Origin of the sequence: Candidatus Tisiphia endosymbiont of Xenochironomus xenolabis (assembly GCF_964264705.1) — a bacterium.
Classification (GTDB): domain Bacteria; phylum Pseudomonadota; class Alphaproteobacteria; order Rickettsiales; family Rickettsiaceae; genus Tisiphia.
This window is the reverse complement of sequence record NZ_OZ183473.1, coordinates 730690-746345: the sequence shown is the minus strand read 5'-3', so window position 1 is coordinate 746345 and position 15656 is coordinate 730690. Positions and strand designations below refer to the sequence as shown.

General features: G+C 33.1%; 14 protein-coding genes and 2 pseudogenes. 5 read left to right on the top strand and 11 right to left on the bottom strand.

The features are described from left to right. Positions 1-148 precede the first annotated feature (148 nt). Positions 149-739 (top strand): hypothetical protein, encoded by a 591-nt coding sequence (locus ACFELY_RS03680; RefSeq protein ID WP_375333669.1) that lies wholly within the window; start codon positions 149-151, stop codon positions 737-739. 195 nt (positions 740-934) lie between these two features. On the opposite strand, the gene ACFELY_RS03675 is transcribed toward ACFELY_RS03680, so the two are convergent. Next, entirely contained in the window at positions 935-1765 is an 831-nt protein-coding gene (locus ACFELY_RS03675) for an SDR family oxidoreductase (protein ID WP_375333668.1), read from the bottom strand. A 290-nt stretch (positions 1766-2055) separates the two neighbouring features. Between ACFELY_RS03675 and ACFELY_RS03670 the strand changes: the two genes are divergently transcribed. After that, positions 2056-2343: a hypothetical protein gene (locus ACFELY_RS03670; RefSeq protein ID WP_375333667.1), complete on the top strand. Its 288-nt coding sequence runs from the start codon at positions 2056-2058 to the stop codon at positions 2341-2343. Between the two features lie 415 nt (positions 2344-2758). Here the strand turns inward: ACFELY_RS03670 and ACFELY_RS03665 are convergent. From ACFELY_RS03665 to ACFELY_RS03640, 6 genes and pseudogenes are all read right to left on the bottom strand, one after another. After that, a pseudogene (locus tag ACFELY_RS03665) lies at positions 2759-3045 on the bottom strand (IS110 family transposase); the annotation flags it as partial. Positions 3046-3187: 142 nt separating this feature from the next. Continuing rightward, complete coding sequence (locus ACFELY_RS03660) at positions 3188-3514, bottom strand: DUF721 domain-containing protein (RefSeq protein ID WP_341759501.1); 327 nt, start codon at positions 3512-3514, stop codon at positions 3188-3190. Beyond that, positions 3495-4514 (bottom strand): UDP-phosphate alpha-N-acetylglucosaminyltransferase, encoded by a 1020-nt coding sequence (locus ACFELY_RS03655; RefSeq protein WP_341759502.1) that lies wholly within the window; start codon positions 4512-4514, stop codon positions 3495-3497. Before ACFELY_RS03655 ends, ACFELY_RS03660 begins: the two co-directional genes overlap by 20 nt. Further along, a complete protein-coding gene (radC, locus tag ACFELY_RS03650) occupies positions 4511-5191 on the bottom strand; it encodes a RadC family protein (protein WP_341759503.1) in 681 nt (226 codons plus the stop codon). Before radC ends, ACFELY_RS03655 begins: the two co-directional genes overlap by 4 nt. 9 nt (positions 5192-5200) lie before the next feature. Next, the gene (gene map, locus ACFELY_RS03645; RefSeq protein ID WP_341749368.1) at positions 5201-5992 is read right to left on the bottom strand and encodes a type I methionyl aminopeptidase; all 792 of its coding nucleotides are present in this window, start codon (positions 5990-5992) and stop codon (positions 5201-5203) included. A 76-nt stretch (positions 5993-6068) separates the two neighbouring features. After that, positions 6069-6641, bottom strand: a complete 573-nt coding sequence (locus tag ACFELY_RS03640) for a cytochrome c oxidase assembly protein (RefSeq protein ID WP_341759504.1) — start codon at positions 6639-6641, stop codon at positions 6069-6071. A 122-nt stretch (positions 6642-6763) separates the two neighbouring features. Between ACFELY_RS03640 and rpoH the strand changes: the two genes are divergently transcribed. The 3 genes from rpoH (at position 6764) to hemW (ending at position 9969) form a co-directional block, all read left to right on the top strand. After that, the gene (rpoH, locus tag ACFELY_RS03635; protein WP_375333666.1) at positions 6764-7645 is read left to right on the top strand and encodes an RNA polymerase sigma factor RpoH; all 882 of its coding nucleotides are present in this window, start codon (positions 6764-6766) and stop codon (positions 7643-7645) included. A 107-nt stretch (positions 7646-7752) separates the two neighbouring features. After that, positions 7753-8415: a GNAT family N-acetyltransferase gene (locus ACFELY_RS03630; protein WP_375333665.1), complete on the top strand. Its 663-nt coding sequence runs from the start codon at positions 7753-7755 to the stop codon at positions 8413-8415. 267 nt (positions 8416-8682) lie between these two features. Next, the gene (hemW, locus tag ACFELY_RS03625) at positions 8683-9969 is read left to right on the top strand and encodes a radical SAM family heme chaperone HemW (RefSeq protein WP_375333664.1); all 1287 of its coding nucleotides are present in this window, start codon (positions 8683-8685) and stop codon (positions 9967-9969) included. 461 nt (positions 9970-10430) lie between these two features. Here the strand turns inward: hemW and ftsZ are convergent. The 4 genes and pseudogenes from ftsZ to ACFELY_RS03605 all read right to left on the bottom strand — a co-directional run. Beyond that, a pseudogene (gene ftsZ, locus ACFELY_RS03620) lies at positions 10431-11421 on the bottom strand (cell division protein FtsZ); the annotation flags it as partial. Positions 11422-11519: 98 nt separating this feature from the next. Then, a complete protein-coding gene (fumC, locus tag ACFELY_RS03615) occupies positions 11520-12902 on the bottom strand; it encodes a class II fumarate hydratase (protein WP_375333663.1) in 1383 nt (460 codons plus the stop codon). Between the two features lie 195 nt (positions 12903-13097). Next, positions 13098-13757, bottom strand: coding sequence for a DUF2278 family protein (locus tag ACFELY_RS03610; RefSeq protein WP_341759510.1), 660 nt, complete (start codon positions 13755-13757; stop codon positions 13098-13100). Between the two features lie 126 nt (positions 13758-13883). After that, a complete protein-coding gene (locus ACFELY_RS03605; RefSeq protein WP_375333662.1) occupies positions 13884-15374 on the bottom strand; it encodes a carboxypeptidase M32 in 1491 nt (496 codons plus the stop codon). Between the last annotated feature and the right edge of the window lie 282 nt (positions 15375-15656).

Here is a 15656-nt window from a genome sequence, read left to right as displayed (position 1 = left end):
AGAGCTGGGAAATGATTTTTTAGGCGGTTTGTTGTGCCTAGTAAACAATTTGTTATGATATAAAAATATATTATACATATTAATTCTACAGTTATCTATATGTACATACGTCATAAAAAAACACCAAATAGTCCAAGGCAATCAATACATGGTTGAAGGATACCGAGATAGCAAAGGTAATGTCAAACAACGTATTGTCCGACATTTAGGGGTATTCTTCGATGATACAGAAGAAGCCAAATTAGTTGCATTAGCAGAGGATTTAATTGTAAAGATTAAAGCTGAACGGGCAACAGCTTCCGGTCAGGGCCGCTTCTTTGCTGATGATGACTCAGCTAGCAAAAAAGGTCGCCCAGTCAAAAAGCAACTATCGGATATTATCCCTGTTAATCAAGTTAAATTAGACGAAATAGTTGAGACTGCTCGGCTTGTAGAAGGGGTGCATGAGGTAGGCGGATATGTTTACGATCAAATGGATTTCAACCAACTAATGCAACGTAAACGTGATTCTGAGATGCTTCGTGATTTGGTATTAGCTCGTATGGTAAAACCCGATAGTAAGCGTGGTCTAGCACAATATTTAAGCGAACAATTTGACAAAAACCATGATTTAGAAGCCATATATCGTATGATGGATAAGTTGCAGGAGCAGATACCTAAAATTAAAGAATTATGCTTTAAAAATACCTTGGCTCTAATCCCTAACAAGCAAGTAAGTTTAGGAGGCTACTTACAATAACTAAAGTAATTCTATATTTGACTCTTTTTGGCTGCGAATAAACATGATTTTTTTGAAATAGGTACACTATTCCTGCAAAAATCATATCTATTCTCTCCGAAAAATAGCTCAAAATATAATTAATTAGTTATCGCAGGTAGCCTCCTAGAATCGCAAAAGACCCAGGGAATATATCACTAAAAATATTTACTATCCCTAATAAGCAGTAGATTCACCCCCATCAAGTAGAATATTTGAGCCATTTAGGTGTACAGACTTATCTGAAATTAAAAAAGATATTAAATTGGCTACATCGTCGGTATGCCCATATGATCTAAGAGGTATAGCCGCTGTATCCAAAGATAGCTGTGCTTGAAAAGTGGTATTATTCAACTTAGCTTTTTCCTCAATTCTCTTCTTGTGATACTCAGTTAAAATTATACCTGGAGAGACTGCATTAACACGAATTTTACGAACAGCAAAGAATTGTACAAGGTTTTTTACTTCACCTATCCAAGCAAGCCGTAATACATTAGTATTCTGATAATTAGGCAAATAATTTTTAGAACTACTACCTGATATTATAACAATACTACCATTATTTTCGATCTTCTCTCCAAATATACGCAGTGCTTCAAGTGGAGCAACAAAAGTTTTTTGAAATTCTTCAGACCATTCTTGTGTACTTGGAAAACCATTTTTACGTAATGATGGTCTTGGACCAATTAGCACAACTGCTTTGAGTGATACTCCGTCTGTTTTATTTGCTGCAGCTTTAATAGTTTTAAAATCAGAAAAATCTATTTTTAGTGTTTCAACTTTTGTACTTGGATGTTTTGTTTGTAACTTATTTTTGAGAGATTTTAATTTTTTCTCATTTCTGCCAGTGATTAATAAATTATATCCTTCTGATGCCAGAGATAAGCAAACTGCCTCTCCAAATGCACCAGTTGATCCAGTAACTAGCACTGCACTACTTGAACTATCAGCAATAGTATAAGTTGAAAAACAAAATATTAATGTAAAAATAGTAATAAAAATTCTCATATAGCTATTAATTATTCCTTATTAGAGGAAAAAATATACTAATAAAGTAATTATGAGTCAATAACTTTTCCTGGTTTTGTCGCATCTATAAAAAATGACTAAATTTCTCCTTGAAAACCGCATGGCTTCCTTATCATTTTCTATGATTTTTCATTAGCAACCTATAGGGAATTTATTTTAGCAATGGTATATTATTATGAAGTCAACTATTTACAAAGTAAATTACCTATTATAATGGCAGATTATGGGTAATTGAAGAACAATTTAGAATCAATAAGCATAATTTGCAAATGCGACCAATTTTTCATTGGACAAGTAAGAGAATTGAAGCACATATTGGTATGTGCTATATGAGTTTTGCTGTGCTTAAACAAATAGAATATAAAGTAGCACTTACCCAAAAAATCAGTGTAACTAATATAGTTGAGTTATTAGTGGGAGTACAATCTTCAATTTTAAGGCATACAACAACAGGAGATTTGTATAGGCTACCAGGCAACATGAAAAATGATGCAAGGAAGATTTATAAAACCTTCAATCTTAAACGCTCAGATGCTATAGAAATATATCTAAAATAAGCAAATAATGTTGTGCCTAAAATCTACACCCCTTATAAACTAAGGCTTGCAAGACTTCCTCTTAATAAAAACTACGGAAGTCGGGAAGAAGGGTTAAGTTTGCAGAAACATCGAAACTTTTTAGTACATTGAACCTTGTATGGACCTACCAGATAATGCAAGAAAAAAATAATATATAACAGCAGAAAATCGAATGCAGTCATGTATCCGGCTTATAGTTAATAAATCACTTTAAATTTACCCTATAGCCCTGATGGAATTCGCTGGCTTACAAACTTATACTTATCATCTTTTCGACTTCTAAAGAGCCATTGTTCAGTTCAGTTTTTTCATAAGCTAAGGTTTGTCTTATTTACCATCAATATTATCATTCTTTCGCATATTCAGGATCAGAATCTATTAAATTTCTACTTACCTGTGCAATAACAAAACCAAATTCATGTAATAATCCCCTGATCTCATTAGCAAGTGCAGTAAGGTTTTTTACCACTCGCTGCCTTACTCTATGAATAAATAAAATATCTTGTTGCTCTGCAGTTTTGATAGGCACAAACCTCATATTAGGTCTTGCTACTGCCTCGCATATTGCTTCGCTATCTGCTGATCATTTTTATTATTTTTAACATAAGGCTTAACAAATTGTGGAGCCATTAGTTTTACATTATGACCTAATTTTGTTAATTCTCTTGCCCAGTGGTAACTTCCATATGGACCTCCTTATTGTTGTTTAGGATTCATTTCCTATCCTAGAAGATTAGCATTTGCTTCTCATTCTGTATATAGGGTAGGTCCATACCATTACCTTTATTGCTTAATTAATTCTTACCATAGCTTTATCTTTATATCAAATTATTTTGTTAAAAGTGCCATATATTGTAGTTTTTATGCTATGTATAGCCTTAAAGCCTAGATAAACCGAAATACGCTCAATGATTATCTGTTGATAGTATGATATTTCTAAAGCAATGCTCGAATTTTCTGCTTGTACATGTAAAATATTTATTAATTGTCCTTTCTCTTTAATTCTAGATATTTTTAGAGGGGTAGTTTTGCTACTAAATTTCGCTCCAACAATCTTATTCCAATTAATCATAATTTCTGCAAGCAATGGGTGCTGTTTGCCAAAGATTCTTCTAATAATTATGTTGATGTCATGGCTGAGTGGTTTCATGGGCAAAATTAATGATTGTAACCATTACTACTAATACAGCAAAAATAGTTGATACTAAAGGAAAATACAGAGAAGTGATGGATAATACCATCAGCAATATGTTGCATATTATAATTCTACACACTACTTCCCTATGACTTTTACCATTTTTCACTGCCTTTTGAAAAAAATGCTTTAAATGAGGTTGCCAAATCTTCTCCTTATTAAGTAGTCTAATTAATATGGTTAGTCCTCCATCGGTCATGTAATATAAGCTAGCAATAGATGAAGCAATAAATAAATGAATACTAGAAGCTGAAATAAGTATTAAACATAAACCTAATAAAAATCCTAGACTTATGCTGCCTACGTCTCCTATAAAAATTTTAGCAGGATGCCAGTTAAATATCAAAAAACCTATAGAACATCCCAATATAATGATATTAAGTACAATAATAAAATTTATATTTATTATTGTATCATACTTTAAATAACAAAGTATCAATATGGTGATGGATAAATGAATAGATTCAGCACCACTAATACCATCTATTCCATCAAGAAAATTGTAAATATTTAAAAAGGTAATCAAGTATATTATGGATAACACAAAATCAATATATAGTGGTAATTCGTGATGAAACAGTAATGCTGGAGATAAAAATAATATAATGCTTATTGTGGAACAAATTATGTGAATAATTAGTCTTATAAATACAGGAATAGAGACAAGATCATCTAAAAATGAAATTGTAGAAATGATCAGTAATAATGGTACAATTTTAATTGAGTTTATTAACATTTCTGTTACAAAATATTCATAGGTGATAAGACCAATTATTACCACTATTACTATAGCAATCCCACCTCCTCTTGGTGTAATTTTATTGTGTACTCTACGTGGATCTGGTATGTCCACCATTCCAAAAGATGGAAGATTAAAAATCAATAGCCAAGTAAAAAAACTTGTTGCTATAAAAGAGAACAAAAATAAAAAATTATAATTAATAAAATCACTCATAACAACATATTAGATTTAAAACTGAAATATTCATTAGCTGCAATAATTACGTGGTCATGGACAGATATATTTACATTAGCACAAGTTTCTACTATTTTGTGTGTTAGTTTAATATCAGTATTTGAAGGCTTACTAACACCACTTGGATGATTATGTACCAGTATAATTGCCCCAGCTTCATTAAATAAAGCTCTTTTAATTATTTCTCTTGGATATATTGTTGCCTGATCTATGGTTCCTTGGCTTAAAACTTCATCAGCAATCAGGACATTCTTTTTATTTAGAAATAAGATACGAAACTGTTCTGTTTTCATATTACCCATAGTTGCTTTCAGATAATCTATTAGAATGCTCCAAGAGCTAATGACATTTTGATTTATTACTTTTTGTTTTAGCATTCTATTAGTTAATTCACGCATAGTAACAAAATTTATGTATAAATTATCATTAGTCCCCTTAATATTAAGTAGTTTTTCTTTATCTGTATTTATTAAATCAGCCAGACTACCAAATCGCGTTAGTAATTCCTTCGCTAATGGTTTTACATCTTTTCTAGGTATTACAGAAAATAATATCATTTCAAGTAATTCATAATCCGCAAGATTTTCTGCAGACGTAACAATACGTTGCCTTAGACGTTGTCTATGTCCAATATAATGAGGAGTATCATCTTTCATATTGTTCTATTATAAATCTATTTTATAAGGTGGATATGTCAAGTGTTTTGGTGACAAAGTAAAAATGTCAAAACCATCTTTGGTTACCCCCAAACTATGCTCAAATTGTGCTGATAATGATTTATCACTTGTGGTAACTGTCCAATCGTCTAATTTACTTAGATGGGTAGAGTGATGTCCAGCATTTACCATTGGTTCAATAGTAAAAAACATACCTTCTTCTAATACCAAGCCAGTGCCAACTTTCCCGTAATGTAGAACATCCGGTTTTGTATGGAATATACGCCCTATCCCGTGACCAGTATAATTTCTAACAACTGAATAATTATGCTTCTCAACATAAGTTTGTATAGCATTTCCGATAGTTCCTAAATGTACTCCTGGCTTCACTAGTTCAATTCCTATCATCATAGCATCATAAGTAACTTGCACTAAGCGTTTTGCTTTAATTCCTACATCACCAACGTAAAACATTCTACTAGTGTCACCGTACCATCCATCAACAATTACGGTAACGTCAATGTTTATGATATCACCATTCTTAAGGAGTTTATCATTTGGGATACCATGGCATACTACATGGTTAACAGAAGTGCAAATTGATTTTGGGAAGCCATTATAGTTTAAAGGTGCAGGGATTGCATTATTGGATACAATAAAGTCATGGCAAAGATCATTTAAATAAATGGTACTTACCCCTGGTTTTACATAATTAGTAATGAAATCTAAGGTTTCCGCAGCAAGTTTACCTGCAATATGCATTTTCTTAAAGTCTTCGGCTGTATGAATGGTTATAGTCATAAAATAATTAACTTTTTTTATTAAAATTATCTATTGAAAGTAGAAATATATACTAAATTTTCACTTTTTTAAATTATTATTTGAATTTCATTGGATCTTTTTCAACAACCCTGACTTTATAGAAGCTATAAGATAGGGTTATTGTCTCAACATCATTCATTTCTTTATCTTCCTCAAAATCAGGGTCTATAAAAAATGTTACGGGCATTAACATTTTCTCTCTTGCTTTTAATAACTGTTCTTCAAAACAAAAACAATGTATTTTAACAAAATATTTACCGGCTTTATTGGGTGTAACATTATAAACGGAAGTTCCTATTATATCATCGTTGCTTAGATTTTCAGACTCGTAAAAAATTAGTGTATTTTGTCCTGGAATAACTGTAGCCCTTCTTTGTTTAGGAATAAATCGCCAAGGTAAATTACTATCAACATTAGAGTCAAATTCTATAGTTATCATTCTAGTTCCCTTTTTAGGGGAATATATATTAAATTCCTGTCTTACGGTGGTGCCGCCATAACCAGTGACTTTACAAAATAAATTATAAATTGGTATCGATGCAAAGCTTAAAAAAACCATACTAAATGCTAAGCTAACTAAGGCTAAGGCAAACTTCCTATTGGAACGTCTATTAGAATCTGTAAACATTTCTCTCTATTTGGATTGTAAAAAATCAAATTTTAACTTTTTACGAAAAGTCTATTTAAAATATCTTAAACTTATGATATTATATATTCGTTTTAATAAAACAACCTATTTTAAGGTATTATATGACTAACAAAATCAGTGTGCCAGTAATTTCTGCAGAATCAGGATTTTATCAATATTTGCAAAAAATTAATAAAGTTCCATCACTCTCACAAGAGGAGGAATTTTTACTTGCCAAAGCCTATCTTGAACAAAATGATCTAGAAGCTGCTCATAAGTTAGTAACTAGCCACTTGAAATTAGTAGCAAAAATTGCCATTAGATATAGGAATTATGGGTTACCTCTAAACGAGCTTGTATCAGAAGGAAATTTAGGTCTTATGCAAGCAGTAAAAAAATATAATCCTGATTTGGGTTTTCGCTTGTCTACTTATGCTTTGTGGTGGATTAAAGCTTCAATCCATGAATATGTCTTGAAATCTTGGTCTTTAGTTAAAATGGGTACTACGGCAGCACAAAAAAAATTATTCTTTAGCCTTGGTAAAATTAAGCATAAAATTGCCAACCTATATTCAAGGGCTGTCACAGATCAAGATTTTGTTCAAATTGCTCAAGAACTTGGAGTGACTACCAATGAAGTTAGTGAAATGAATGCTAGATTATCTGGTCCGGACTTATCATTGAACAATTTGGTAAATGGTGATGATAATAGTAGTAGCGAATTAATTGAATTTTTACCAGAAACTCGTCCAAGTCAAGAGCTAAGATTAATTAGCCAAGAGGATTCTGCTAATAAGCATAACTTGTTAACACAAGCGATGAAGATCTTAAATGATCGCGAATTACATATTCTTACTGAGCGTAAATTAACAGATTCTCCAAAAACCCTCGATATTCTTAGTATGGAATATAAAATTTCTAAGGAAAGGATTAGACAGATTGAAAATACTGCATTTGAGAAAGTGAAAAACTTTATACTACAACAAGTGCCAACACCTGTTTAAAATCTATTTAGATATTTCAGTCGTCATTGCAAGGAGACCGTAAGGTCGACGAAGCAATCCTTTCTAATTACTTTAAGTCATACGTTAGCATAAATACTGGGAAAAATATGGACAATGTATTCACTAATTTTAAGCTAGCTTTAGCTAAGAATAATGGTAGCTTTTTTGAGCATGATATTATCTGCAATAATGCGTTATTAAGATTGAGACCATTAAACACAGAGGATATATCCACGTTTGCTCGGTTCCATTCTGATTATGCCATTTGGAAATATTTTGCTATTAAAATGCACCAAGTACAAGATATGAACGACTACATTGATGACGCCATACAACAAAGAAAGTTGGGTTTGCGATATCATTTTGCTATTGAAGATCAGAAAACAGGGAAAACTGTTGGATCAACGGCTTTTGGGAATTATTCTCCGAAAGACAGCAGGATAGAAATAGGTTGGAGTTGGATAGAAACATTATTTCAAGGAAGTGGTATTAATAAAAATACAAAGTTTCTTTTGTTACATTTTGCGTTTGATTACCTGAATATGGAAAGGGTGGAGTTTAAAACAGATGCACTTAATGTAAGAGCTAAAGGTGGGCTTGTTAAAATTGGAGCAACTGAAGAAGGTGTGTTGCGAAGCCACACTCTCATGCCTGATGATAGACGCCGAGATACAGTATACTATAGTATACTTAAAGATGAGTGGGATACAAAATTACGATTAAAAAACTTTTCTGATTGCTCTAGTGATGTTCAAATTTTAATACTATAATGATGAATAAATACATACCATAACGTAACTTTATGGATATTTATGTGTTTATTGTTTTTCAACAATATTTATTTAGCCATAGTAAATTGGCGTCATTGCGAGCCACCCTAGGTGGCGTGGCAATCCATTTTAATAGTTTTTTTGGATTGCTTCGTCGACCTAATATCTCCTCGCAACGATAGTTTTTCAATTATTGTTTTCTTAAACTGACGTTTATGAGTACTGAGCGACGACGTCCCCAACTTCTCATCAATTGACTATATAAACATGAAAGAACCATTATCGATATATATACACTGGCCATTCTGTCTATCAAAATGTCCGTATTGTGACTTTAATTCTCATGTTTCAGATAAAGTAGACCATAATGATTGGCTGAAATGTTATGAGTTGGAACTGAATCATTTCAAGGATACTATAGGTCATAAATATATAAAATCTATTTTTTTTGGTGGTGGCACCCCATCTTTAATGAAGCCATTTGTTGTTGAAGGAATCATTAGCAAAATAGCAAATCTAGCAACAATAGATGAGTACACAGAAATTACTTTAGAAACAAATCCTACTTCATTTGAGACCGAGAAATTTAAAGACTTTAGATTAGCTGGAATAAATAGGGTATCAATTGGCGTTCAGTCTTTAGTGGAAAATGACTTAAAGAGTTTAGGGCGACAACATGATGTGGGGCAAGCAATCAAAACTATTGAAACAGCTCGTCGCATTTTTCCCAGAATATCTTTTGACCTAATTTATGCAAGAAGTAACCAAACTCTAAAAAGTTGGCAAGACGAACTGACCAATGCTATGCAACTTGCCTCAGGTCATATCTCATTATATCAACTAGTCATCGAAAAAGGTACGTTATTCTACAAATTGTTTAACGATGGGAATTTGACTATACCAAGCTCAGATCAAGCAGCTGATCAGTATGAATGGACTAATTTATACTTAAAGTCACAAGGATATCTTAGGTATGAAATATCAAATTATGCTATATTAGGTCATGAATGTAAGCATAATTTGACATATTGGCAATATGATAATTATCTAGGTATAGGCCCAGGTGCCCATAGTAGAGTTAATATGTACGATATAGTTAATTCAGGAGAATTTGGGGCTAGGAACGATGGAGCGACGCCTATAAGTAATAAGCGAGCATTGAGCGACGACGTCACCAACTTCTCATCAATTGACTATAGTGATTTTACATCTAATCTCTATAGTATCATGATGTGGCATAAGCCAGAAAAATGGTTGCAAACTGTTAAGAGCTTGGGCTGTGGCGTTCAACATATCAATAAACTTTCTATGCAAGAAATAACCGAAGAAATGTTGATGATGGGACTACGTCTTGAAAAAGGTATAAATATTGACCTTATACAAAAAAGAACTAGTAAACAATTATTTGAGATTTTGGATATACAAAAGGCAACATACTATAAAAAGCTAGGTTTACTTCAGTGGGATGAGGAGTTAGGCGATAAAGGTCATATTAATCTTACAAGTAAAGGTCTAATGTTACACAGTTATATAGTACCAAGGTTGTGTCCATAAAAACCACCAACTAGTAGGTTGTCGGCAGTACTCGAGATTTTTTACTATTTTCTTATGATGAAAGAATCCGTGAACATTTACAAATTATTTCGGTTTCCTTAAAAAAGCTGGAATATCATGGACATCAACGTCTACATCGCTCTTTTGAGAAATTGGAGGAATATGGTTTTTGATTTGCTCTTGATTTTGATTAGTATTGGATTTTAGTGAATTCCACATTCTACTGAGTAAAGATGATTTGGCATCTTTACTACTTATAGTTGATTGATTTGGTATATTAACTGATGTTGCTTGAACACTTAAATTTAAAGGTTGTATTTCAGAATCCACTAAATTAGCCTTCTCACCAGCATATTGAGCAAAATCTGGGATTTCTTCTAAAATAATTGTCTCTGTTAAATTAGGGTTATTAGCTACCTGTGCACAACTTGCAGGACTACTAGTTACTGATTCAATAGGTTGGGGTTTGTTGCTTATGACTTGATCAGCATCAATACCAGTAGCAACTACCGATACCCGAATAACACCATTTAATTCTTGATTAAACGTTGAACCAAAAATAATATTAGCATCGCTATCCCCTACTTCTTCTCTAATTCTATTAGCCGCACTATCAACCTCAAATAAGGTCATATCCGCACCACCAGTAATGTTAATTAACACCCCTCTAGCACCACGCATTGAGTTATGATCTAATAGTGGATTAGAGATAGCCGCTTCAGCTGCCTTAACCGCCCTATCCTCACCAGATGCTTCTCCCGTACCCATCATAGCTTTACCCATTTCACTCATCACTGTTCTAATGTCAGCAAAGTCTAGGTTAATCAGACCTGGCATGATCATCAAATCAGTAACCCCTCTGACTCCGGCATGTAATACATCATCTGCCATTTTAAAGGCATCGGCAAAGGTAGTATTTTCATTTGCTATACGAAATAAATTTTGATTCGGTATTACTATCAAAGTATCAACAAATCTTTGTAGTTCTAGTAAACCTTGTTCAGCAGTTTTAATTCTATGTTTTCCTTCAAAATGAAAAGGTTTAGTGACTACCCCCACAGTAAGAATTCCTAGCTCCTTAGCGATCTTTGCCACAACCGGAGAAGCACCTGTACCAGTACCTCCACCCATACCAGCAGTGATAAACACCATATTGCTACCTTCTAAATGCCCCTTAATCTCGTCAGCTGATTCTTCAGCTGCTAAAGCCCCGATTTCTGGAGACGCACCAGCTCCAAGACCTTTAGTAATCGCAACACCTAACTGTATTTTGTTGTCGCATAATGAATGTTCGAGTGATTGGGCATCAGTATTGGCAACAACAAAGTTTGCTCCTTGTAATTTGGCAAGTAGCATATTATTTATTGCATTACCACCAGCTCCTCCAACACCAAATACTGTGATAATTGGTTTAAGAATTACATTTTCTGGTGCTTTGAGATGTAAAGCCATAATAATATTTTACCTGTTAAATATAAATTGTTTTTAGTATAATAAAGAATCTGAAAATTTCTACCATAAAATATATTTCATAAAGAGCATCAGTCTAATTATACCATATTTTTTGCTACCACTAAGCGATCAAACTCCTCACCTGATAAAAAATTTAATTTTATAGCAGCTTCTCTTAAAGTTATACCTTCTTGATAGGCTTTTTTTGCAACTTTTGCCGCATTATCATAACCTATATGCGGATTTAAGGCTGTCACTAACATCAGCGATTGCTCTCTCAGCTTATTAATACGTTCTATATTCGGCTCTAAACCTTCAATACAATGCGTAACAAAACTATTGATGCTAGCAGAAATCAACTCTATTGACTGCAAAATATTATATATTATAACCGGCTTAAATGTATTTAATTCAAGATGACCGTTTGATCCGGCTATAGCTACTGCAAGATTATTGCCCATAACCTGCACGCAAACCATAGTCAATGCTTCAATTTGTGTTGGATTAACCTTACCTGGCATAATTGAAGAACCAGGCTCATTTTCCGGTAAATGTAATTCACCAAAACCACATCTTGGTCCCGATCCTAATAGCCTAATGTCATTAGCCATTTTCATTAAACTTCCTACTATGGTATTTAGAGTACCAGAAAATTCTACTAATGCATCATGAGTAGCTAATGCTTCAAATTTATTAGCAGCACTTTTGAAAGGATAGTTGGTATATGCAGCAACTTGATCAGAGAATCTTACAGCAAATTCTTTACGACAATTAATACCAGTCCCCACTGCAGTTCCACCTTGGGCTAAAAAATATACTCTTTTTAGTGATTCCTCAACTCGTTCTATGGCATAGGCTATTTGCGTTACATAACCAGAAAATTCTTGCCCAAGCGTTATTGGCGTAGCGTCCTGCAAATGAGTACGTCCTATCTTAACTATATTATTCCAAGCTGTAGCTTTGGTATTTAACGCCGAATGTAGGCTGGTTAATGCTGGAATTAATTGTTGTTTACTAGCGAGTATGGTTGCGATATGCATAGCAGTTGGAAACGAGTCGTTGGATGATTGTGCCATATTTACATGATCATTTGGATGAATTGGCGATTTACCACCCTTCTTGCCTACTAATTGTTCATTACCAATAGAGGCTATTACCTCATTGATATTCATGTTAGTCTGAGTACCAGAGCCAGTCTGCCATACTACTAAAGGAAATTGATCATCAAATTCCCCTTTTAATATTCTAGAGGTAGCTTGATCTATTGCTTCTGATATTTCAGGCTTAAGATCGCCTAATTCTTTATTGACCTTTGCTGCACATTTTTTTAAAATTGCTAGTGCCTTAATCAACTGAATAGGCATTTTTTGCTCGCCTATCTTAAAATTCTCAAGAGACCTTTGAGTTCCCGCCCCCCAGTAAAATTGATCGTCTACTTTGATTTCTCCAAATGAATCGGTTTCAATTCTATAATTTTTCATATAAATTTTTCTTTTTCGCTTTTATTATATTTATAACTAATCCGACTGTCATTACGAGGAGGTCGCCAGACCGACGAAGCAATCCATTTCTATTCACTTTTTCTTGGATTGCCGCGTCGCCGCTTTTAGCGGCTCCTCGCAATGACGGCTTGAGGACGTAAGGTCTTCTCGCAATGACAAGTCGGGTTAGTCAATTCACTCATCATCAACAGGGTTACCTGAATCATCAGTATTCAAAGATTGTTCATCAAACATGAAGAAAAAGGCTTTAATACTATTATTAGGGGTTTCTATGAATATAGCCCCATCCTGATAAATGCCATTATCTTTACTGTGTGGGTTATAGTTCCCCTGATTCAGATGTATATCATGTATACCTCTAGGAGGAAGTTGAGAATGTTGTTGTTTTAGCTGTAATCCATAAGGTACTACTTCCCTTGTTTCAGTATCATCATAAGACTCACCTAAAATACATATCTTTGTACCACGGATAATATGCATGTCTAGCAAAGATGAAATTTCTTGCCATGATTTTGCTAAACTATTCTTTAAATAATCTACTGGCAAAATTCCACTGCGAAAATAATCAAGTCTATAGGCTTGATTTAACTTATCTAAGCGAAATAATCCCTCATTTCCTAATTTAGCTAAATTAGTTAACAACTCATTATTATTCAACTGATCGACATAGTATAGTTTAACATTAGCTCTAGAATCAGACTGAATATCTATATTTACTTGATATTCTAATTTGTTGGCTTGTACTATAAGATTATGATGAGTCTCTGTGTGTTTTGTACGATCTTCTAAATCCTGTGATACGATTCCTTTTAGATAGGAATAGTTTGCCAACATAACAATATCCTTTATAAGAGTTAATTTATATTATATCAACTTGTCGGTGAGTCAATCATTTTAAGATTATTTGTTGTTTTGATAACCCAGTAAATTAGACTTCCTGCATAAGTCAATCTAGATGCATTAATATAAATATTTTTGTTTGAGATAGTTTAAAAATATTTCCGATTTAATTCGATCTTCACCCGTAGCGTCTTTAATTAATTCACTAGTACTTTTTAATGAGCCATAGTTTCTAAGATTATTATTCAAGAATTGGTTTATACCTTTGAATTCTCCTCTGGTGATTTCTTTTTTTATGTTATGATTCACTTCTTGTGCTTTTTTCATCAGCATTGAAGCAATAATTGCTCCGTTAGTATAAGATGGGAAATAACCAAAGCTGCCCATTGGCCAATGTATATCTTGTAAGCATCCATCTGTATCTGTTTGTGGAGTAATTCCTAAATATTCTTGCATCTTATTATTCCAATAATGTGGCAAATCATCCAAAGTTAGCTCTCCGCTAATTAATAATTCTTCTAATTCAAGCCTAACTATTACATGTATTGGGTAAGTAACTTCATCTGCTTCTACTCTAATAAAACTAGGGGAGACTCTAGTCATTAATTTGTAAAGATTTTCCCCAGAATATTCTTGTCCTTTAAATCCGAATTCGTCCTTAAGTAGCATTGATAAAAATTCACAGAATTCTCGTGATCTACCTACTTGCATTTCCATAAATAGAGACTGACTTTCATGGACAGCCATACCCTTAGCCTTGCCTACAGGTTGGTTTTTATATTTGCTAGGCAAGTTCTGTTCATATAAAGCATGACCTGTTTCATGTATAATTCCCATGATCCCTGAAATAAAATTACGTTCATCATACCTATTAGTTAATCTAATATCATCAGGAGTGCCTTGACAAAATGGATGAGCCGATTCATCTAATCTACCTTTAGTGCAATCAAACCCCATTATTGCCATAAGCCTTTTGGCAATTAGTTTTTGTTGTTCTTTATTAATAGTGTCAACTATAGGTAGGACATGTTCTTTGCTTTGTTTTTCTACTACCTGACTAATTAACTGCGGTATGGTTTTTTTAATATTATTAAAAACTACTTTAATTTCATCTAGTTTACGCTCAGGGTCATATGTGTCAAGTAAAGCATCATATTCAGTACAATTTAGGGTTTTGGCTTTAGATTTAGCCATTTCCCGTATACAATCTAATACTGTTTGTAGATAAGGTTTAAGTGATAGATAATCATTATTCTTTTTAGCATTTCGCCAGATTAACTCACATTTTGCACTAGCAGTAACATATTTTTTTCTTAAATCATCATCTATACAGTTAGATTCTACGATCCGTCTTTTTGTTTCTCGTAAATTTGCTAATTGCCAAATATCTAGCATATTTTGGTTTTCAGAAACAGTCTGTATTAATTCACCAAGTTTTGGTGATTTTAATCTAGAATGTGCTATGGAAGATAATAGTGATATTTCGTTTGTTCTACTATCAATCGATCCTTGCGAAATGTTTACTGCGATATCCCAATAAAGTATACTAATCACGTTATTAATTTGAGAGATTTGCTCTAATTCTTGTTCTAACAATGTATAATGTTTCATATAATTATTCCCTAATTCAAAAATTGTTTTAGCTATTTTTATAGTATACTAGTTTAGCAAAAATCACTATAATAAAACTTGATTTTTTTACATATATAACTAACTCGACTAACATTACTTTCAATTCACAGCGTCATTGCGAGAAAGACCTTAGATAGACGAAGCAATCCACAAAAGTAACCAAAATGGATTGCTTCGTCGCTACTAAAGTAGCTCCTCGCAATGACGTTGTGAATTGAAAGTAATGTTAATCGGGTTAATTGCAATTATCCAAATTTTGGA

What these genes read in the sequence shown, in the direction of transcription:
- ACFELY_RS03610 (WP_341759510.1), bottom strand. Translation starts at nt 13,757, where the DNA reads ATGTTGGCAAACTATTCCTATCTAAAAGGAATCGTATCACAGGATTTA.
- ACFELY_RS03670 (WP_375333667.1), top strand. Translation starts at nt 2,056, where the DNA reads ATGCGACCAATTTTTCATTGGACAAGTAAGAGAATTGAAGCACATATT.
- map (WP_341749368.1), bottom strand. Translation starts at nt 5,992, where the DNA reads ATGACTATAACCATTCATACAGCCGAAGACTTTAAGAAAATGCATATT.
- ACFELY_RS03680 (WP_375333669.1), top strand. Translation starts at nt 149, where the DNA reads ATGGTTGAAGGATACCGAGATAGCAAAGGTAATGTCAAACAACGTATT.
- rpoH (WP_375333666.1), top strand. Translation starts at nt 6,764, where the DNA reads ATGACTAACAAAATCAGTGTGCCAGTAATTTCTGCAGAATCAGGATTT.
- hemW (WP_375333664.1), top strand. Translation starts at nt 8,683, where the DNA reads ATGAAAGAACCATTATCGATATATATACACTGGCCATTCTGTCTATCA.
- fumC (WP_375333663.1), bottom strand. Translation starts at nt 12,902, where the DNA reads ATGAAAAATTATAGAATTGAAACCGATTCATTTGGAGAAATCAAAGTA.
- radC (WP_341759503.1), bottom strand. Translation starts at nt 5,191, where the DNA reads ATGAAAGATGATACTCCTCATTATATTGGACATAGACAACGTCTAAGG.
- ACFELY_RS03640 (WP_341759504.1), bottom strand. Translation starts at nt 6,641, where the DNA reads ATGTTTACAGATTCTAATAGACGTTCCAATAGGAAGTTTGCCTTAGCC.
- ACFELY_RS03675 (WP_375333668.1), bottom strand. Translation starts at nt 1,765, where the DNA reads ATGAGAATTTTTATTACTATTTTTACATTAATATTTTGTTTTTCAACT.
- ACFELY_RS03655 (WP_341759502.1), bottom strand. Translation starts at nt 4,514, where the DNA reads ATGAGTGATTTTATTAATTATAATTTTTTATTTTTGTTCTCTTTTATA.
- ACFELY_RS03605 (WP_375333662.1), bottom strand. Translation starts at nt 15,374, where the DNA reads ATGAAACATTATACATTGTTAGAACAAGAATTAGAGCAAATCTCTCAA.
- ACFELY_RS03660 (WP_341759501.1), bottom strand. Translation starts at nt 3,514, where the DNA reads ATGAAACCACTCAGCCATGACATCAACATAATTATTAGAAGAATCTTT.
- ACFELY_RS03630 (WP_375333665.1), top strand. Translation starts at nt 7,753, where the DNA reads ATGGACAATGTATTCACTAATTTTAAGCTAGCTTTAGCTAAGAATAAT.